Origin of the sequence: Acinetobacter sp. 2JN-4 (assembly GCF_003687745.1) — a bacterium.
Classification (GTDB): Bacteria; Pseudomonadota; Gammaproteobacteria; order Pseudomonadales; family Moraxellaceae; genus Acinetobacter; species Acinetobacter halotolerans.
Genome location: NZ_RDNY01000001.1, coordinates 364,981 through 384,589 on the forward strand (window position 1 = coordinate 364,981; position 19,609 = coordinate 384,589).

General features: G+C 40.2%; 21 protein-coding genes. 10 read left to right on the top strand and 11 right to left on the bottom strand.

The genetic code is table 11. From position 1 onward, the window contains the following. Positions 1-34: 34 nt before the first annotated feature. Positions 35-910, bottom strand: coding sequence for a LysR family transcriptional regulator (locus EAH57_RS01805; protein ID WP_121928589.1), 876 nt, complete (start codon positions 908-910; stop codon positions 35-37). Between the two features lie 102 nt (positions 911-1,012). Between EAH57_RS01805 and EAH57_RS01810 the strand changes: the two genes are divergently transcribed. Next, entirely contained in the window at positions 1,013-1,618 is a 606-nt protein-coding gene (locus EAH57_RS01810) for a LysE family translocator (RefSeq protein ID WP_121928590.1), read from the top strand. Between the two features lie 129 nt (positions 1,619-1,747). On the opposite strand, the gene EAH57_RS01815 is transcribed toward EAH57_RS01810, so the two are convergent. After that, positions 1,748-2,275 (bottom strand): YecA family protein, encoded by a 528-nt coding sequence (locus EAH57_RS01815; protein ID WP_121928591.1) that lies wholly within the window; start codon positions 2,273-2,275, stop codon positions 1,748-1,750. Positions 2,276-2,347: 72 nt separating this feature from the next. Then, positions 2,348-2,554: a PA3496 family putative envelope integrity protein gene (locus EAH57_RS01820; RefSeq protein ID WP_004669223.1), complete on the bottom strand. Its 207-nt coding sequence runs from the start codon at positions 2,552-2,554 to the stop codon at positions 2,348-2,350. Between the two features lie 346 nt (positions 2,555-2,900). Here EAH57_RS01820 and rpoD point away from each other — a divergent pair, with 346 nt between their 5' ends. The 6 genes from rpoD (at position 2,901) to EAH57_RS01850 (ending at position 9,816) form a co-directional block, all read left to right on the top strand. Then, on the top strand, positions 2,901-4,778 hold the full coding sequence (gene rpoD / locus EAH57_RS01825; RefSeq protein WP_004669224.1) for an RNA polymerase sigma factor RpoD: 1,878 nt from the start codon (positions 2,901-2,903) through the stop codon (positions 4,776-4,778). Positions 4,779-4,932: 154 nt separating this feature from the next. Then, positions 4,933-5,220 carry a YbeD family protein gene (locus EAH57_RS01830; RefSeq protein WP_004669225.1) on the top strand — a complete coding sequence of 96 codons (288 nt, stop codon included), beginning with the start codon at positions 4,933-4,935 and terminating at the stop codon, positions 5,218-5,220. Positions 5,221-5,645: 425 nt separating this feature from the next. Beyond that, positions 5,646-6,302 (top strand): lipoyl(octanoyl) transferase LipB, encoded by a 657-nt coding sequence (gene lipB, locus EAH57_RS01835; protein WP_121928592.1) that lies wholly within the window; start codon positions 5,646-5,648, stop codon positions 6,300-6,302. Positions 6,303-6,383: 81 nt separating this feature from the next. Next, entirely contained in the window at positions 6,384-6,917 is a 534-nt protein-coding gene (locus tag EAH57_RS01840; protein ID WP_121928593.1) for a hypothetical protein, read from the top strand. 1 nt (position 6,918) lies between these two features. Beyond that, positions 6,919-8,103: an iron-containing alcohol dehydrogenase gene (locus tag EAH57_RS01845; RefSeq protein WP_121928594.1), complete on the top strand. Its 1,185-nt coding sequence runs from the start codon at positions 6,919-6,921 to the stop codon at positions 8,101-8,103. 315 nt (positions 8,104-8,418) lie between these two features. Further along, a complete protein-coding gene (locus EAH57_RS01850; protein ID WP_004669233.1) occupies positions 8,419-9,816 on the top strand; it encodes an APC family permease in 1,398 nt (465 codons plus the stop codon). A gap of 58 nt (positions 9,817-9,874) precedes the next feature. Here the strand turns inward: EAH57_RS01850 and EAH57_RS01855 are convergent, their stop codons facing one another. Further along, entirely contained in the window at positions 9,875-10,432 is a 558-nt protein-coding gene (locus EAH57_RS01855; protein ID WP_121928595.1) for a flavodoxin family protein, read from the bottom strand. Positions 10,433-10,549: 117 nt separating this feature from the next. Between EAH57_RS01855 and EAH57_RS01860 the strand changes: the two genes are divergently transcribed. After that, positions 10,550-10,933, top strand: coding sequence for a winged helix-turn-helix transcriptional regulator (locus EAH57_RS01860; RefSeq protein WP_121928596.1), 384 nt, complete (start codon positions 10,550-10,552; stop codon positions 10,931-10,933). Positions 10,934-11,018: 85 nt separating this feature from the next. On the opposite strand, the gene EAH57_RS01870 is transcribed toward EAH57_RS01860, so the two are convergent. From EAH57_RS01870 to lolA, 5 genes are all read right to left on the bottom strand, one after another. Continuing rightward, the gene (locus EAH57_RS01870) at positions 11,019-11,492 is read right to left on the bottom strand and encodes a tRNA (cytidine(34)-2'-O)-methyltransferase (RefSeq protein ID WP_121928597.1); all 474 of its coding nucleotides are present in this window, start codon (positions 11,490-11,492) and stop codon (positions 11,019-11,021) included. Positions 11,493-11,637: 145 nt separating this feature from the next. Further along, positions 11,638-13,014 carry a siroheme synthase CysG gene (cysG, locus tag EAH57_RS01875; RefSeq protein ID WP_121928598.1) on the bottom strand — a complete coding sequence of 459 codons (1,377 nt, stop codon included), beginning with the start codon at positions 13,012-13,014 and terminating at the stop codon, positions 11,638-11,640. Between the two features lie 66 nt (positions 13,015-13,080). Beyond that, a complete protein-coding gene (gene serS, locus EAH57_RS01880) occupies positions 13,081-14,352 on the bottom strand; it encodes a serine--tRNA ligase (protein WP_005195541.1) in 1,272 nt (423 codons plus the stop codon). 96 nt (positions 14,353-14,448) lie between these two features. After that, entirely contained in the window at positions 14,449-15,228 is a 780-nt protein-coding gene (locus EAH57_RS01885) for an RsiV family protein (RefSeq protein ID WP_121928599.1), read from the bottom strand. A 117-nt stretch (positions 15,229-15,345) separates the two neighbouring features. Further along, positions 15,346-16,041 (bottom strand): outer membrane lipoprotein chaperone LolA, encoded by a 696-nt coding sequence (lolA, locus tag EAH57_RS01890; protein WP_121928600.1) that lies wholly within the window; start codon positions 16,039-16,041, stop codon positions 15,346-15,348. A 608-nt stretch (positions 16,042-16,649) separates the two neighbouring features. Here lolA and EAH57_RS01900 point away from each other — a divergent pair. Continuing rightward, positions 16,650-17,528, top strand: coding sequence for a pirin family protein (locus EAH57_RS01900; RefSeq protein ID WP_121928601.1), 879 nt, complete (start codon positions 16,650-16,652; stop codon positions 17,526-17,528). A gap of 59 nt (positions 17,529-17,587) precedes the next feature. Here the strand turns inward: EAH57_RS01900 and rpmA are convergent, their stop codons facing one another. Both rpmA and rplU read right to left on the bottom strand, forming a co-directional pair. Beyond that, positions 17,588-17,842, bottom strand: a complete 255-nt coding sequence (gene rpmA, locus EAH57_RS01905; RefSeq protein ID WP_005296333.1) for a 50S ribosomal protein L27 — start codon at positions 17,840-17,842, stop codon at positions 17,588-17,590. Between the two features lie 18 nt (positions 17,843-17,860). Further along, the gene (rplU, locus tag EAH57_RS01910) at positions 17,861-18,172 is read right to left on the bottom strand and encodes a 50S ribosomal protein L21 (protein WP_121928602.1); all 312 of its coding nucleotides are present in this window, start codon (positions 18,170-18,172) and stop codon (positions 17,861-17,863) included. Between the two features lie 451 nt (positions 18,173-18,623). Here rplU and sdsA point away from each other — a divergent pair, with 451 nt between their 5' ends. Further along, positions 18,624-19,601, top strand: a complete 978-nt coding sequence (sdsA, locus tag EAH57_RS01915) for an All-trans-nonaprenyl-diphosphate synthase (RefSeq protein WP_004669250.1) — start codon at positions 18,624-18,626, stop codon at positions 19,599-19,601. Positions 19,602-19,609: the final 8 nt, after the last annotated feature.

The following is a 19,609-nucleotide window of genomic DNA, read 5'->3' on the forward strand; positions in this document are numbered from 1 at the left end:
CAATGCTTTTGATCTACCCTAGTCATCATGTAGTTCAGCTCAAACCAAACCCAAGTTGACTTGCTCTCATCTCAGCACTTAACCAGTCTCGAAACAGTACCTTACGCATATCATCTTCAAACGGCTGAGCCGACAATAAAAAATAAGAAGAACCATCCTGATATACAGGATGAAGCAGTTCCAGCATCCGATATTTTATTTCCCTTTCAACCATATACGCAGATACAACAGTAGCCCCTAATCCAGCCAAACATGCTTCAATACATAAATAAAAATGCTCAAGTGTAGATTTCTTAAATTCCCGATACTGCCCGTTGTGAGTCTCTTTAAAGTGTTGCCATAGTCTTGGTCTTGATGTGGAAATAAACATCTGCTTAGCATGTTGTGAATTATTTTTTGCAGCGACACACAACATATATTCATCTGCGATTTTTTCACTATAAATCGCTTTCCCCCATTCAAAATCATCACGCCTAAGGGCTAAGTCTATATTTTGATCCTTAAAGTTGACCGCTCCACCACCCGTGAAAAGGCTGACTTCAAACTCAGGGTAAAGCTGTTTAAATTGCGCCAACCGTGGAATCAACCATTTCATTGCAAGAGTTGGCTCACACGAAAGGACTAAATTTCTTTGTGCTTTAGTCTTATTTTGCAACTGCATCAAACACTGATCAATGTGCTGAAAAACTTGCTGGCAGCAATCGAACAACACCTCGCCTTCACTGGTTAAGCGTAACTTTCTAGCTTCACGGATAAATAAGCTAAATCCCAAGATATCTTCCAAATTTTTAAGCTGCTTACTGACCGCTCCTTGAGTCACAAATAACTTTTCCGCAGCAATCGTCATACTCTCATAACGCGCCACATAATAAAAAAACTTAAGTGAATTCAAGGATAACCGCTCTATCATTCCAAAAACTCATATATGAATAAGAATTAATTTCGATTTTCAATATAACAAATATATGAAAAATATAAAGATACTTAGAATCAACATTTCAGGAATAGATGAGTGAATGAACTAATAGCGATAACTCTGGTCACGATACTTGCCGTTATGAGTCCCGGCGCAGACTTTGCCTTGGTCACGCGGAATAGTTATCTCTACGGTCGAAAATCTGGGGTCTGGACTGCCTATGGAATCGCTTGTGGTGTTTGGGTCCATATCAGCTACAGCTTAATTGGATTAACGTTTCTGCAACAATCCCTTCCAAACCTAATTTATATTATTCAATACATTGGTGCAGCTTATTTGGTCTATATTGGCTACAAAACATTCACTCAAGCACCCATTGTTTTTGATCAAAACAGTACAGATATAACTAGCAGACAAGCATTCAAACATGGCTTTTTAATCAATAGTTTTAATCCTAAAACCACTTTATTTGTGATCAGTATCTTCTCGCAAATTATGACCTCAGAAAATAATATAAGCAGACTTTTTGCTTATGGCATTTTTATATCTGGTAGCCATTTACTCTGGTTTTGTTTAATTGCTGTCTTTTGCTCTACCCAAATGATTAGAAATAAAATTTTCGCCAAACAAGTAGCAATCAATCGTATCATTGGTGTTGTACTCAGTGCTTTAGGTCTGAGTTTATTGTTTGCAAATTTATAGTGCTGAATAGAACAATCCACTCAATGATCACTCTATCTTTACTTGCAATAGTTGAAAAAAAAAACGTCCTCTAGGGACGTTTTAATCTTTTACACGGATCGTAAGCGACTAAACTTAGATCGTTGAGACTTATTTAGCTGGCGTGTGGTACATGAGATAAATTTCATTCAAGTTATCTGGAATTTCTTCAGCTAACTCATCCATTAACTGTCCATTACGACGGAAAGATTCCATTTGTGGATCTTCTTCATCAATTCCACTAAACACCATGATCGGCAAAGTTAAATCAATCAACTGCTCTTCGAACTCAGGTACAAACCAAGCATCTTCGTTTAAGAACATCGCATCAACAAAACCAACACTCCAATCACCCAAGCTCGATTCCACATCCGCTTCTTCGATTTCAAATGGAAATTCGATTCCATCTTCATTGGCTAAATTTTGGCGAAGCGCCTCCAACCAAAGCTTGATTTGCTCAATCACTTCAGTTGGAACTTTCTTTTGATTACTATCGAATAACTCATCTAACCAACGATCAAATTTTGGGCCGACCGCAATCGCACACAAAAAGCCATGAGTCGCAGCGAAATCTAGACCGTATTCGTTTTGATCACCGTCAAGATAATTACTCAATAAGTCTAAATCTAACGTGCTCATTCTCTATCCAATTCTAAAAAATTCATCCACAACAGCATAACATTTTAGGACATAAAGTCTCAGCAATTTTGCTTAGTCTTCGTCATCAAGATCATCGTCGTCGAAATCATAGTCAAAATCTTTTAATTCTCGTTCCAAACGGCGCTGCGCCAGTAGATCATCAATTAAACGGCGCTTTTCTAATGATTCTTTAGCGGTGAGTTTACTTGACGACTCATCAAAACCAGCATCGTCCTCACCGTAGTTATCATCATCTAATTCAAAATCTGTAGAAGACACTAACACTACCTCGTAATGCAAAAATATAAATGGGTCTAGCCGCTATTTATCTTTCTTAGATTTCCGTGTCAAGTTTTATTTGATTTTTTAGCTATAAAATGATGTTTTGTACTTTTTTTCGGCGGTTTTTTTGTGTATTTATAGTCTAAGGACATTACCAATAAAAAACGCTTTTAGGAATTTAAGTCTTGAAAAAATATTGCTTAACCCCATATTCAACACACGACCTTAAAATCAAACATATTTTTTATTTAAAGCAAACGGATCAAATCCAAAACATTCCCAGTGAATTGTGCTATCATGCACGGTTTTTCACCGCCACAGATTCAACAAAGAGTAAGCAAAGATGAGCGATATGCATTCCCCTACTTCACAAGTAGCGGCTCTGATTAGCCGAGGCAAAGAACAAGGTTACTTAACTTACGCTGAGGTTAACGATCATCTCCCAGACTCAATTACAGAAAGTGAGCAAATTGAAGACATTATTCAAATGCTTCAAGATGTCGGTATTCCTGTGCATGAACGTGCACCAGAAACCGATGACACCATGTTTGGTGAATCTACTGAAACAACAGATGAAGTTGCTGAAGAAGAAGCTGCTGCTGTATTAGCGTCGGTTGAAAGCGAACCTGGCCGTACGACTGACCCTGTACGTATGTATATGCGTGAAATGGGTACAGTTGAACTCCTTACTCGTGAAGGCGAGATTAGTATTGCAAAACGTATCGAAGAAGGCATACGTGATGTTTTACATTCTATCGCATACTGGCCAAACGCAGTCGAAGTGGTATTACAAGAATATAATGATTATTTAACAGGTGAACGTCGTCTTGCCGATATTCTGTCTGGTTATTTAGACCCAGAATCTGACGAAGAAATTCCTGAAGTCATTGAAGAAGCTGAACTTGTAGAAGAAACTGATTCTGTAAAGACAACCAAAGAAGTTAAACTAGACGATGATGACGAAGAAGAATCTGAAAGCGATGATGATTCTGAAGCAGACTCAGGTCCAGATCCAGAAATTGCTAAAGCGCGTTTCACTGAATTAGAAAGAGCTTGGAACGAAACAAAGACGGTTATCGCAGAACATGGTCGCAATAGCGAAGAAGCAAAAGTTGCGCTCGAGTCACTCGCAACTGTCTTTATGATGTTCAAATTTACCCCTCGTCTATTTGACATCATTTCTGAAATGATTCGTGGTACACATGAACAAATCCGTACCAATGAACGTGAAATCATGCGCTATGCAGTACGTCGTGGCCGTATGGATCGACACCAGTTCCGTACTTCGTTCCCTGAACAAGAATCCAACCCAGCATGGTTAGATGAGCAAATCGCGAAAGCACCTGCTGAGATCAAAGGACATTTAGAAAAAGTTCGTCCTGATGTATTGGCTTTCCAACAAAAGATTGCCGATATCGAGAAAGAGCTTGAGTTAAACGTTAAGGATATTAAAGATATTTCTAAACGTATGGCTGTTGGTGAAGCGAAAGCTCGTCGCGCTAAGAAAGAAATGGTTGAAGCAAACTTACGTTTGGTTATTTCGATTGCGAAAAAATATACCAACCGTGGTCTGCAATTCCTCGATCTTATTCAAGAAGGTAACATCGGCTTAATGAAAGCCGTAGATAAGTTTGAATATCGTCGCGGTTATAAATTCTCGACCTATGCAACTTGGTGGATTCGTCAAGCGATCACGCGTTCGATTGCGGATCAGGCACGTACCATTCGTATTCCAGTACACATGATTGAAACCATCAACAAGATCAATCGTGTTTCTCGTCAGCTACTTCAGGAAATGGGGCGTGAGCCTACACCTGAAGAATTGGGCGAACGTTTGGAAATGGACGAAGTTAAAGTTCGTAAAGTACTAAAAATCGCAAAAGAACCGATTTCGATGGAAACACCGATCGGTGATGATGAAGATTCGCATCTTGGTGACTTCATTGAAGATGGTAACATCACCTCTCCAATCGATGCTGCCACTTCAGAAGGTCTAAAAGAAGCAACCCGCGAAGTACTTGAAAACTTAACTGAACGTGAAGCGAAAGTATTGAAAATGCGTTTTGGTATCGATATGCCAACCGATCATACTTTAGAAGAAGTAGGCAAACAGTTTGATGTAACACGTGAGCGTATTCGTCAAATTGAAGCAAAGGCTTTGCGTAAACTTCGCCACCCTTCTCGCTCAGAACACTTACGTTCATTCTTGGAAAACGACTAATATTGAGGAAGTTTTGCGCTACGATCAAAGCTTGAGAAGTATACGCTACAAGGTGATCGTGCAGGACTTGAAGTTAAACACTTCATCCCCATTTATCTATTAGATCAAAAACGCCTGCGCTGATGCAGGCGTTTCAAATTAAAAGAGGTTGCTCATGTTAGACCGCACTCCTTCTCGTGAATTGCAAGAACATCTTTGGGTTTTCCCGATGGACTATCCGATCAAATTGATTGGTAATGCAGGGGATGAACTTCGAGTGGCTGTTGTTGATATTTTGCAGAAGCACTTCCCTGAGTTTGATGGCGAAACAGTAAAAGTTCAGCCTTCACGTACAGGCAAATACCATTCTTTAACAGCGCAATTGCGTTTTGAAGAATTGGAACAAGTTCATGCCTTATACGCAGATCTTGCGGCTTGTCCTTTAATTAAGACAGCGCTTTAATGAAGAAATCCAAAATACGAAAGTGTTTTGGATTTTTCTTTTAAACGGGAAAAGATACGCAAAAACTTAGATCATGACACAGCGTTTTAACGGTTCTCTGTTTATATCATTCAAATAATTAGTGTCTGTTAGCATTTCAACCATGCATTGCGTTATAGGCAAAAATGACTCAAACAAGGCATGAAACGCAGGCAATGGCGATCCCCTTGTCAAGTTTCATAACGAAGTTTGGGGAAGTTTTAGCCATAACCCTATGGGACAGGGACATTTTTTGCTGTTACTACGTTATGTCTTTCTCATTTAGAATGACTAAATTTCGAAAAACATGCCTTGTACCATCTAAAAAATTTCCACTGTCGCAAGCATCTGTGAAATGTCAACAGCCCCTACATAAAGTTGAAAAAACCAAAGGAAATAAGGTTGTAATGAGCGTTGATCATAAGCCCTCTTTAATCATTCGTTGCTTCAATGATCTACAAGACTACACAGATCGCTTTGAAGCCATGAAAATCTTTACCGAGACTCGGGATGAACATACACCTGATGAGGTCTGGTTATTACAACATCAAGATGTACTGACTCAGGGACAAGCAGGCAAAGCCGAACATATCCTGATGCAAAGTGATCTCGCGATCGTTCAGACTGATCGTGGTGGACAAATCACATGGCATGGCCAAGGACAACTCGTGGCTTATTTCCTCTTTGATTTAAATCGCTTGAAGTGGAATGTGCGCAGCTTAGTTAGTTTCACTGAACAAGCCATGATCGATATACTTCAACAATACCAAATTAAAGCCTATGCCAAGTCCGATGCTCCTGGCGTTTACGTCGATGACCGTAAAATCGGTTCGCTCGGTTTTAAAATTCGCCGTGGTCGGAGTTATCATGGTTTAGCGCTCAATATTGATTGTAACCTTGCGGGTTTTCAGACCATTAATCCTTGTGGATACGCAGGTTTAGAAATGGTACGCTTACAAGACTTGCTAAAGAATTACCCAAGCTTTGAGCAAGTCAGTCAGGATTTTATTTGTTATTTACAGAATACAGATTTCTTTCGTGACCTCTCAGTCAAATCTGAATAAACTACTTTTCAATTTCAAAAAAATAAATTAGAGTAAATACTCTAAATTTGCTTTTGCACAATTTTAACAAGGGATACGCAAGTGATTTCAACCAAAGCAGTGAAGCCCACTTTGCAACTTGCCTACGTCAAACTCATGATGGATGTCGTGGGTCGCGGTTTAGTCATGGCAAGTCAAGTGGATGATGAAGTACACGAGGAAGTGTCAAAGTTTCCTGTTCATTTTATACTTTCAATGAATGTGTTTCCAAATGGACCTGCATTTGTTGCACGAGTGACAGAAGATAAAACATTAGAGCTTTTATCTAATTACAAAGGCAAGCCTGATTTAACCATTACCTTTAAACATTTGACCCATGCTTTCTTGGTTTTCTCTTTTCAGGAAAGTACAGCTCAAGCCTTTGCCAATGATCGCATGATTGCTGATGGCGATGTATCCAGTGCAATTCGTCTAGTACGTTGCTTAAATAAAATGGAAGCGTTGATCTTGCCTAAATTGGTCGCTTCACTTGCAGTAAAACGCTACCCAACTGAATTGACATTAAAAGAAAAATTCACAGGTGCAAAAAACATTTATCTCAAAGTCGCTAAATCATATTTCAAACGGAGCGCTTAACATGGCTAAGCCTTATTACGAATTTTTCTGTCCTGTAAAAGTCATTGCTGGTAACGCTGCGTTAGAGCATATCCCATTTGAACTTGCGACTTTAGGCTCTAAACGCCCGCTCATCATTACAGATAAAGGCGTGCGCGCAAACGGTCTACTTAGCCCAATCGAAGCTGCGTTCAGCACTACGGATGCGGTCATCGGTGCAATCTTTGATGATGTTCCACCAGATTCAAGCTTAGAGGTAGTACGTTTAGCGGCTGAACTTTACCGCAAACAAAACTGTGATGCGATTATTGCGATTGGCGGTGGTTCTGTCATTGATACCTCTAAAGCAACTAACATCTTAGTATCTGAGGGCGGCGATGACCTACTCCAGTACTCAGGTGCACATAATCTACCAAAACCATTAAAACCATTCTTTGTTATTCCGACTACATCAGGTACGGGTTCAGAAGCAACCATGGTGGCTGTAGTTTCGGATACGCAACGTAATGTAAAATTGGCTTTCGCATCATATTACCTGATGCCACATGCTGCGATTCTTGATCCACGCATGACCATGACGCTACCTCCTCATCTTACAGCGATGACAGGTATGGATGCACTTACTCACTGTGTTGAAGCCTATACCTGTTTAGCTGCAAATCCATTAAGTGATGCTTATGCAAGTGCGGGTATTAAAAAGATTAGTGAAAATCTATTTAAAGTTTTAGACAATCCAAGTGATGCCCAAGGTCGTTTAGAACTAGCACAAGCGTCAACTATGGCAGGGATTGCATTCTCTAACTCAATGGTTGGTTTAGTGCATTCACTCGGTCATGCTTTGGGTGCAGTTGCTCACCTACCTCATGGTTTATGCATGAGTTTATTCCTGCCATATGTGTTGGAATACAACAAAGAAGTCAATGGTCAAAAAATTGGTGAGTTATTATTGCCACTTGCAGGTGCAGACATTTATTCGCAAACGCCAGCAAACCAACGTGCAGATAAAGCAATTGCGACAATTTTGACCATGCGTGATCGTTTATATAGCCTGACCAAACTTCCGCGCACTTTACGAGAAACAGGTAAAATTACTGAAGTGCAACTCGATGAAGTGGCTGAAAAGGCTTTAAATGATGGTTCTATCATTTACAATCCAAAAGAAGCCAACATCAAAGAACTTCGTGAGATTTTACAAAAAGCTTGGTAATTCATTTATTTAAATAAATAATTATTACTCAAAACCCTGATACCCTAGCCTTGCCGTGCAACCCAAGCACAAGGAACATGACTCCGCAAGAATGGTACTCAGGGTTTTTTTATTTCAAATGAACCCATAATTCATCTACTTTTCTCCCCAATTGGCAAAAAAATTGCTAAAAAAGCATAAAAGGGCTGACAATTTATGCCAATTTAGGATAGATTGGCGCACTTCGCTTTTTTTTCTGTAGGGGGGATCATTTCCGTCTCAAATGATCCTTAAACCATAGCTGATCCTTGATCAACGATAACGAGGGTAACGCCGTTGACAAACATCTCTGGGACTCAATCAGCAGCTAAACTGCAAAAAACATTAGGTCTGTGGCACGTCATCATTATTGGTTTGGCATATATTCAACCAATGACGTTATTTGATACTTTCGGTCTAGTATCGGAAGCAAGTAATCACCACGTCCCAACCTCTTATATCTTCGCACTGGTTGCCATTTTGCTGACATCGATTAGCTATGGACATATGATTAGACGTTATCCATCGTCTGGTTCAGCCTATACCTATGCTCAAAAATCAATTCATCCGAATGTCGGCTTTATGGTGGGTTGGTCATCGTGGTTAGACTATCTATTGTCACCAATGGTCAATATCATCCTTGCAGGAATTTATCTTACTGCACTATTCCCAAGTGTTAATCATTGGGTTTGGGTGATTCTATTGACGGCCTTTATGACGGGCGTTAACTTACGCGGTGTGCGTTTCGTTGCAAACTTTAATAGTTGGATCGTATTGGTACAGTTAATTGTTATCGGTACATTTACCTACTTGGTTTACAGCAAATTGCAGATGGGTGTAAACGCGGATGGTCCGATCACTGCCGAAACCCAATACCAACTCTGGAGTTTAGAACCATTCTGGAATGAGCTCACCTCAGTTGGTGCATTAGTAACTGGTGCAACCCTGCTCTGCTTCTCATTTACCGGCTTTGACTCATTGAGTTCACTTGCTGAAGAAACCAAAGATACTGAGAAGACTCTGCCTAAAGCAATTTTCTTAACTGCTTTATTTGCAGGCGTAATCTTCATTATCAGCACATACTTCATTCAGCTTTATTTCCCGGGTAACCCAAGCAGTTACTTTAAAGATATTGCTGAAACCCAACCTGAGATTTTACTGTTGGTGGGTGGTTCATTATTCCAATCGTATGTATTGGCCTTTGCAATTGTAACGGTCATGGCTTCAGGAATTTCTGCCCATGCAGGCGTCTCTCGCTTGATGTATGTGATGGGTCGTGATGGCATCATTAACAAAAAGATTTTTGGTCACATCAGTCCAAAAAGTTTTACACCTTCATACAACATCGTGATCGTAGGTATCGTGGCGTTGTCTGCAGGCTTTATGAAACTCGATACAGTGATTTCATTAATCAGTTTTGGTGCTTTAACAGCCTTTACCTTTGTAAACTTGTCGGTAATCTCACGTTATGCACTACGTGATGGTCGAACCAAGAATATAAAGGACATCATCTACTATGTGGTCGTTCCATTATGTGGTTTTATCAGTATCTTTGCCTTATGGCTCGAGATTGAAGAAACAGCATTGAAATATGGCTTATGGTGGGCGATGTTTGGTGTGCTTTACCTCGGTTATAAAACCAAGGGCTTTAAGTACAATGCACCACAATATAATGAGTTTGACGATAAACACTAATTTAGTCGCTATCTGACTCATAAAGAAAGGTGCAGTTCATAGAACTGCACCTTTCTTTTTACGCCTTAGAAAGACGATCTACGATTGTTTTTACACGTTGGGCATAGTGTTTTGCTGTCTCTAAATCCCCTGTAGGAATTTCGTCAACACTCGCATCTGATGGCGACTGGACCAATAAGCCAACCGATCCACCCAAGTTATTGATATCTTCACGTTTTGCTGCCTTAGTATTGGCAGGAAGTAAGCCTAGACTCACCCAAATACCACCGTGTTGTGAAGCGAGGGTTTGTAGTTGAATTAACGTGACCTGCTTATCACCATTTAAGCTTGCACTGTTAGTAAAACCAGCAAACACCTTATCTTGCCAGCCGCGTGTAAACCAGACTTTCGAAGATGCATCAGCAAACTTTTTAAATTGCCACGGTGCAGTACCCATATAGGTAGGCGCACCGAAGACAATGCCTTGTGCATCATTTAGTGTTTGCCAATCTTGTTCTGTAATATCTCCATTTTGATCAATTTCAATCAAAGAAGCTTGTATAGCGTGAGCAAACGTTTCTGCAATAACTTTGGTATGACCATAGCCTGAGTAATAAACAACCACAATTTTTGTCATGAGATCACCTAGAATTTTTAAAAAGTTCGATTTAATGATATATTTTAGAAACTAGATGTCAATTAGTTACCATTTGGTAACTGGGTATATTCAATCGAAAAATCAAAGGTAATCAGTATGATCAAAAGCTTAAAATATAATATTTATCAACAACATTGCCCTGCTCGATTATTTTTTGAAAAAATTGCTGATAAATGGGTTTTATTGATATTGAACAAACTTGAGCAGGAAACACAGCACTTTAATTTATTGAAAAAAAGCATTCAAGGCATTTCACCTAAGGTGCTTTCTCAGAAATTGAAAATGCTTGAGCGAGATGGTTTTATTGAGCGAAAAGTACAAAATACCTCCCCCATTCGCGTTGATTATTCGTTAACTTTATTAGGTTTAGAGATCGCAAAAATGGCGTATCAACTCAAAGATTGGGCTGAGCAAAATATTGAAGAAATCATACTGGCTCAACAACGTTTTGATGAAATACAAGCAGAACAAACTGAATAATATCGAGAGGTTTGGTTTAAAGATCCAAATGGATATACATTAGTTGTAGCTAGCACGTATGGTGATATTTAAAGAGTTGATCAAATCAGATCAACTCTTTAAAGCCTTGTTGCCTCCACGCCTCATACACAATCACAGCCGTGGCATTGGATAAATTCAAACTTCTTGAATTTTCAACCATTGGCAGACGTATCCACTGCTCTGCCGGAAACATCATGCGCACCTGTTCAGGTAAACCTCGCGTTTCAGGCCCCATCAGCAAAGCTATAGGACGATTCAAATCAACTGTATGTGGTGTAGCAGTTCCTTTGGTAGTGAGCGGAAAGACATGCTCCACACCTTTGGCTTTTAAATCAGCAAGACATAACTCAATATTGTCCCAAATTTGCATTCTTGCCCATTCGTGATAATCCAGTCCTGCACGTTTTAACTTTTTATCATCTAGTTCAAAACCTAATGGTTTGACTAAATGTAGTTGTGCACCCGTATTGGCACATAAACGGATGATATTACCTGTATTCGCTGGAATTTCAGGTTCGTATAGGACGACATGAATCACTTAATTACTCACTTATACATATATTGGCTAGCTTGGCACAGGACCCTAATTTAGTAGGGAATATAATCATGAGCGTCTCTCAGGCATAACCTTCGCCTTCTTGCGGAACTTAATTCCTCAGGGTAGAACGTTGTTCTGCTTCCCCTCACTCATGCCATTTTAACTGTTCACGTAGACTGACGACTTCACCAATAATGGTTAAAGTCGGCGCTACGATTTGATGTTCAGATACTTTGGTGGCGATATCCGCCAATGTTCCCACCACAACTTTTTGCTCAGGGGTTGTGCCTTTAGAAATTAAGGCAACAGGCATGGTTGGGCGCTGACCATGAGCAATGAGTTGTTGGCAAATGCGTTCCAAACCAACCAAGCCCATATATAAAACTAAAGTTTGATTTTCATAAACCAGTTCATTCCAAGGCAGTTCAGGTGAACCCTCCTTTAAATGCCCCGTGAGGAACCGTACACTTTGGGCATAATCACGATGTGTCAACGGAATACCTGCATAGGCAGAACAGCCAGAAGCAGCAGTAATACCAGGCACGACTTGGAAAGTGACATTTGCCTCAACAAGTTCTTGAATCTCTTCACCACCACGACCAAAGATAAACGGATCGCCGCCTTTTAGACGACAAACACGTTTACCTTGTTGCGCATACTCAACCAGCAAGGCATTGATGCCATCTTGTGGCACAGAGTGATTGGAACGTGCCTTACCCACATAAATCTTAGTGGCATCGCGGCGACAAAGTTCCATAATCGGTGCTGAAACCAAACGATCGTAAATCACTACGTCGGCTTGTTGCATGAGACGTAATGCTTTTAATGTCAATAACTCAGGATCACCCGGCCCAGCACCGACCAAATAGACCTCACCCTTGGGTGCAGTCCATTCAGTGAGTGCTTGCTGAATCAGATCATTTGCCACATCCACGTTGTCATTAAAGACCTGCTCTTTTAATGGACTGGCATACAAATTTTCCCAAAAGATACGACGTTCATCAGGATTGGAAATTTTTGCTTTGACTTGTTTGCGCCATTGTCCAGAAAACTCTGCAAGCTTACCCATGCCATGCGGCACAATCGTTTCAATCTGAGTACGCAACTGTCTAGATAACACTGGCGAAGCGCCATTTGAAGCAACTGAAATGACCAAAGGTGAACGATCAATAATCGCAGGTACCATAAAACGACAGTGTGGAATATCATCCACACTATTCACTAAAATATTACGCTGTTCGCATTGCTCAAATACCGTTTTATTCACTTCGGCTTGATCTGTTGCCGCAATAACTAAGCGATATGGCGTTGCCAAAACATTTTCAGAAAAAGCCGTTTGAATATATTGCCCTGATGATTTTTCTAACAATAAACGCAGTTCAGGCTCAATATCTGGTGCAATAACATCAACAATTGCACCAGCTTTGACTAGCAGATTTGCTTTGCGGTAGGCAATATGCCCACCACCCACAATCAGACAACGTTGCTGTTGCAACTTTAAAGAGATTGGGAAAATATCCACGCTATGCCTCTATATTTTTAGATCTGATTGAGTTAAAGCAAAAACTATGCACAAATTCGATGCATTTTAGTCGATATACGAAATACCACCCATATATGGACGTAAAACTTCAGGAATTTCGATAGAACCATCAGCACGCTGGTAGTTTTCCATCACAGCAAGTAGAGTACGCCCAACCGCTAAACCTGAACCATTCAAAGTATGCACCAATTCGATCTTCTTCTGATCCACACGGTAGCGTGCTTTCATACGACGTGCTTGAAAATCGCCCATATTCGAACAACTAGAAATCTCGCGGTAAGTTTCTTGGCTTGGTACCCACACTTCTAAGTCATAAGTCTTGATTGCACCAAAGCCCATATCACCACCACAGAGCAAAATTTTGCGATATGGTAGGCCTAATGCCTGCAAAATGCCCTCTGCGTGTGCAGTTAAGTCTTCAAGTGCCTGCATTGAGTGCTCTGGTTTCACGATTTGCACCATTTCGACCTTGTCGAACTGATGTTGACGAATCAAACCACGTGTATCACGGCCATAAGAACCTGCTTCACTGCGGAAACATGGGGTATGTGCAGTGTATTTAAGCGGTAAGCGATCTGCGTCAATGATTTCATCACGAACGAAATTTGTGATGGGCACTTCAGCCGTTGGGATTAAATAGTATTCTTTTTCGCCTTGAAGCTTAAATAAATCTTCTTCAAATTTAGGGAGTTGCCCTGTACCACGCAAAGTATCAGCATTGACCAAGTACGGAACATAAGCTTCGGTATAACCATTTTTAAGGGTATGCGTATCGAGCATGAACTGGGTTAAAGCACGTTGTAAGCGAGCCAAAGGTCCTTTCAATACACTAAAGCGTGAACCCGTGAGTTTGGTTGCAGTTTCAAACTCAAGACCGCCCATCCATTCACCAAGATCAGTGTGGTCTTTAATGTCAAAGTCAAATTGACGCGGTGTGCCCCACTTCAAAATTTCTACATTGTCACTTTCATCTTTACCTGCGGGTACAGACTCATCTGGCAAATTTGGAAGCGCAAGCGACTTTTGTTCAAGTTCAGCTTGCAACTCGGCTAAAGCCACTTCAGCCGCTTTGATTTCATCACCAATCGCAGCCATACGCGCCATGATTTCTGAAGCATCTCCACCCGACTTCTTGATCTGACCCACTTGCTTTGCACCAGCATTACGCTCTGCTTGTAAGTTTTCAGCTTTGGATTGCAAATCTTTACGGCGTACTTCTAAATCAGCCCACTCTTGTACATTGAGCTGAATACCACGTTTTGCCAAAGCAGCATTTACCACTTCGATATTATTTCTAAGTAATTTTGGGTCGATCATAATCAATCATAAATAGAGAAAAAACTGGCTATAGTGTAAGGCTTTAACCTAAAAAAATACAGCATCTACCTCGCAATTGCAGATGCTGTATTTAGATTAGTTCGGGACTTTAGGCAAGCTTGGTAAGTATTCTGCTTTGATAAATTCTTTTGCAGCATAATATGGCAAGTTCAACTCACTCATCCCTTCTGCATAGGAAGCCAGCTCATACAGTGGGTAAACAAAGACAATGCCATTTACACCATAGTAATAATTATCGCTGACCTGTAATTGATCTTTTTTAATATTGTGCTCATCTAACCAATTTTGATTTGCAACATACAGCTCATCTCGCAATTCTTGTTCCACACCGTCTTTGATCAATTCACTCACACTAATATTTTTTTTAGTCGCTAAATCAAAATTTACAAATTCTTGATGGTACATACCATGTGCTGCACCAGCGGGATAAGCATAACTATGAATGGAAAATGTCGCCAGATTGTAGTTCTGTCCGACAAAGCGCACATAAGTACTACTCTCACTTAAAGATGGCTCGCCTTCTGGTACTTTTACTTGTTGATCTGATAAATCAGCAAATGCATTCGGCTCTGCTTTCTTCATACGATTGATAAAATAATCATCAATCCACTGCTGATTGGTTTTTACGGTTTGAAGATCATAATTGGTACAACCATCTTCCAAACATACTTGCTGTTTAGGCAGTTTAACAGCCACCACTTGTGCCTGAATCAATGGAATATCTACTTTGTTTGTCGCGTCTGTCGCACTATTATTTTGCGGATCTTGCTTCGGTTGGCACCCTGTAAATACAATCACCGTAACAATAGAAAGTGCTGGAATAATTTTTGATAATTTTAACGGATTCATTGTCATACAAGTCTCAGATCTTTTAGCCCACTATACAAAGCTTTGTTCAGAGTTGAAATTAAGAAATGTATCTAGCAAAAAGCCGCAATAAATGCGGCTTTTTTGCTGAGTTGATCAAAATGATCACTGATCAATAATATCTGTGCCTTTCGGTGGCTCAAAATTAAAGACCGAAGCAGGAATGGCTTGATTGACTTTTACATTACTAAAACGTACATACGTGGTTTGACCCAATGAATCTTGTAAAATCATCAAGTTTGGCGCTTTATTTGCACCAAAGCTAATGGTTAAACTCTGAAATGTACTATCTTCCTGTTTAGGGAACAATGTGTAATACAGCTTAGAGCGATCAGGTTGAGTCACTCGATAGGACTGCATGATCTGATTAGTATTACCCGATAACAACAATGCTGGAGTATTGGCAACTTGATCATCTAAATTTTGACGAATTGCCTGCTGCAAATCTGGATCATAAATCCAAACAGTTTTTCCAGAAGTCACAATCGTTTGTTTAGAAGGACTGGTGATTTCCCAGAAGAATTTCCCTGGACGCTCAACCTTCATCACCCCTTTAAAGGTTTGATTCATGTGTTGAGCAGTTAGTCCTTTTCTTTGTACTGCTTTATTATTGGTCACTTTAGTGGTTTGTTCAAAATCCGCAGTGAATCGTTGTAAGCTGGATAACTGCTGAACTAAACTTGTGGTTGCTTGCTGAGCCGATGCAGCGACAGGTGCAGCATATAACTGAGTCGTTACAACAGGAGCCAGTGTCATTGCACTAAGCGTTGCAGCATAAGCTATTTTTTTTACGAAATTCATAAAGTGAACCTTCTATCAAATTTCTACTGTAATGACGACATCTTACTGTTTTCAATCATGAAAAGAATGAAGAAAAGCATCGGTTTTGTGTAGTTCGTGTCGCAAAGTTCTGCATTATGTATGAAGTTGCAGGCTTTATGTAGATATTGTAATAGCAAAAATTTGATTTTGAATGACTAGGGTCTGTTGACATTTCAGCTATGCATTGCGTTATAGGCAAAAACGACATAAACAAGGCGTGAAATGCAGACAATGGCGATCCCCTTGTCAAATTTCATAACGAAGTTTAGGGAGGTTTTAGCCATAACCCTACGGGACAGGGATATTTTACTTGCGGAACGTTGTTCCTCGTACTGCGTTATCTTGCGAAACAGTGTTTCTCATCATTTAGAATGACTAGATTTCGCAAAACATGCCTTGTACCATCTAAAAAACATCCACTGTCGCAATGAGAGCTATAGCTCGTAAGGTGAAATATCAACAGGCCCTAAAATAGCCCTGCAACTTTTCCCATTCTTTTAAGATAGTAGAAGTGTTGGATAAAGAATAAACTAAACGCAATGCGGGATTTTTTAGTCTAAAGACGACTCACTGGAAAAGTATAAATAATGAAAAGCCTGGCCTTTATCCATCGCAATGACACTCGATTTGCCATCGGGGACTTCTACCCTGCACTTTCTGTATTTTCTCACCATGAACTTGGCAATACCACATCGCCTTTTCTGTTACTGGATCATCTCGGACCCGGTCGTTTAGAGCCTAAAAGTAATAAAAAGGGTGTAAGTGAACATCCACATCGTGGTTTCGAAACAGTCACCTTTGTTTTCTCAGGTGAATTACAGCACATTGATTCGACGGGTAATCATGGGATTATTCAACAAGGTGATGTGCAATGGATGACCGCTGCATCAGGTATACAACATATTGAAGAATTTAGCCCTAAATTTCGTGAGACAGGTGGCTATTTCGAAATGCTACAGTTATGGGTCAACTTACCCGCGAAAGATAAAATGTCTGCGCCACGTTACCAAAGTTTATTAAATCAAAATATTCCCAAAATCTTATTTGAAAATGATACTGGCTATGTCCGTATCATTGCCGGTCAATACCAAAAGACTCAAGGCATTGCCCAAACCTTTACTCCAATGAACGTATTGGATGTACACCTTAAAAAAGGTCATCGAACTATACTTCCTGCGAGTCATGGTGATACCACGCTGATTTATTTGCGTAGAGGAAAAATTCAGTTCAGCGTAGACGAAGATATTTTGGAAGAACAAGCGATGGCGATGATGTCTAGCTTTGACACAGATGTTGAAATCACCGCTTTAGAAAATTGCGATTTTTTATTCTTATCAGCCCAGCCGCTACATGAACCGCTAAATGGGCATGGTTTTTTTGTGATGAATAACTATGATGAAATTTTACAAGCTTACGAAGACTTAAAAACAGGAAAGTTTGGGAAATATTCAAACGAAAACACATAAGTCCAAAAAGCAGTCATAAAAAAACCCGCAAAATGCGGGTTTTTCTGAACAATTAAAGTTTAAGCTTCAACAGTTACATAGCGACGGCCAAATTGACCTTTCACTTCAAATTTTACTACGCCGTCAGCAGTAGCAAATAAAGTATGGTCACGGCCCATACCAACATTTGCACCAGCGTGGAATTCAGTACCACGTTGACGAACGATGATGTTGCCAGCAGTCACAGTTTGACCACCGTAAATTTTAACACCCAACATCTTAGGATTCGAATCACGACCGTTCTTCGTCGATCCACCGGCTTTTTTAGTTGCCATGTCTATTTACTCCTCGTGTTAGCCTGCGATAGCAGTAATTTTCAACTCGGTAAACCATTGACGGTGACCTTGTTGCTTACGGTAGTGTTTACGACGACGCATTTTGATGATGCGAATTTTGTCGTGACGACCATGGCCAACTACTTCTGCAGTTACTTTAGCGCCAGCTACAACTGGAGCACCGATTTGAATGTTGTCACCGTTTACAAGCATTAATACGTCATCAAACGTAATAGTTGCACCAGTTTCAGCTTTCAATAATTCAACTTTAAGGGTTTCACCCTCGATTACACGGTGCTGTTTACCACCGCTTTGGATTACTGCGTACATACGTACTCCAACATGCCCGTGTCGCCGTGCCGATAAAGGGATATATCGATCTTAAGACGTACGCCACTGGGATTATACAAGGGCACAAATTTTAAGTGAAATTTGATCAAACAACAAGTTATTTTGCATAAATGCACACATATACACGCATTATTTATTTTTTATAATAAAATCAAATAGATTGATGACACATTGTTTTGATTGATTCTTTCTGTGATTTGCAATACATTTTCAAAAAGTAAATATGACCAAAATGAACTGTGTTTATAGAAGGCCTCACTCAGTGCCGTCTCTGCATTATCTGAGAAGCGCGCTGTTTGTGGCTAAATTAAGATCAGAAAATACATCGTCATGTTTTAAATGACAAATTACACAGTTGCTATCACTGTTTAGCAACAGATTACTTGGTACACTTACACCATTCACCCATCTATACGAGGCTCTTCTTCATATGGTCGTCGATTTCAAGCAAGACATTCTCTCCCCTGTTGCGACAGATTTTGCTGCGATGGATCAACTCATCAATGAAGGGATCAGCTCTAAAGTTGGCTTGGTTATGTCGGTTAGTAAACATGTGGTTGAAGCTGGCGGTAAACGTATGCGCCCAATTATGTGCCTACTCGCTGCTCGTGCCTGTGGTTTAGCCAACATGCAACAAGCACAACATTTGGCGGCTGTGATTGAAATGCTACACACTGCAACCTTAGTTCATGATGATGTTGTCGATGAGTCTAACTTGCGTCGTGGACGACCAACGGCCAATGCAACATGGAACAATCAGACTGCTGTTTTAGTCGGCGATTTCTTGATTTCACGTGCGTTCGATCTTTTGGTCGATTTAAATAACATGACCTTATTAAAAGATTTTTCGACAGGTACTTGTGAAATTGCTGAAGGTGAAGTCTTACAGCTTCAATCACAACATCAACCAGACACCACTGAAGAAACCTATTTAAGAATTATTCACGGAAAAACATCTCGTTTATTTGAGCTCGCAACCGAAGGTGCTGCAATTTTGGCGGGTACAGAGGAATATCGTGAGCCTTTACGTCGATTTGCAGGTCATTTTGGCAATGCATTCCAGATTATTGATGATATTTTAGACTACACCTCTGATGCAGAAACATTAGGTAAAAATATTGGCGATGATTTGATGGAAGGTAAACCTACTTTACCGTTAATTTCTGCATTGGCTCACTCTACTGGTGAAGATCATGCGATTATTCGTCGTAGCATCGCTACTGGTGGTGTTGAACATTTGGATAAAGTCATTGAAATAGTGCACAACTCGGGCGGTTTAGACTATTGTCAAAAACGTGCTCAACAGGAAACGGATGCCGCTTTAGAAGCCTTAAAAGCTCTACCAGATAATGAATATCGCCAAGCATTGATCAATTTGACTTTAATGGCATTACATCGACTACAATAACTTTCTGA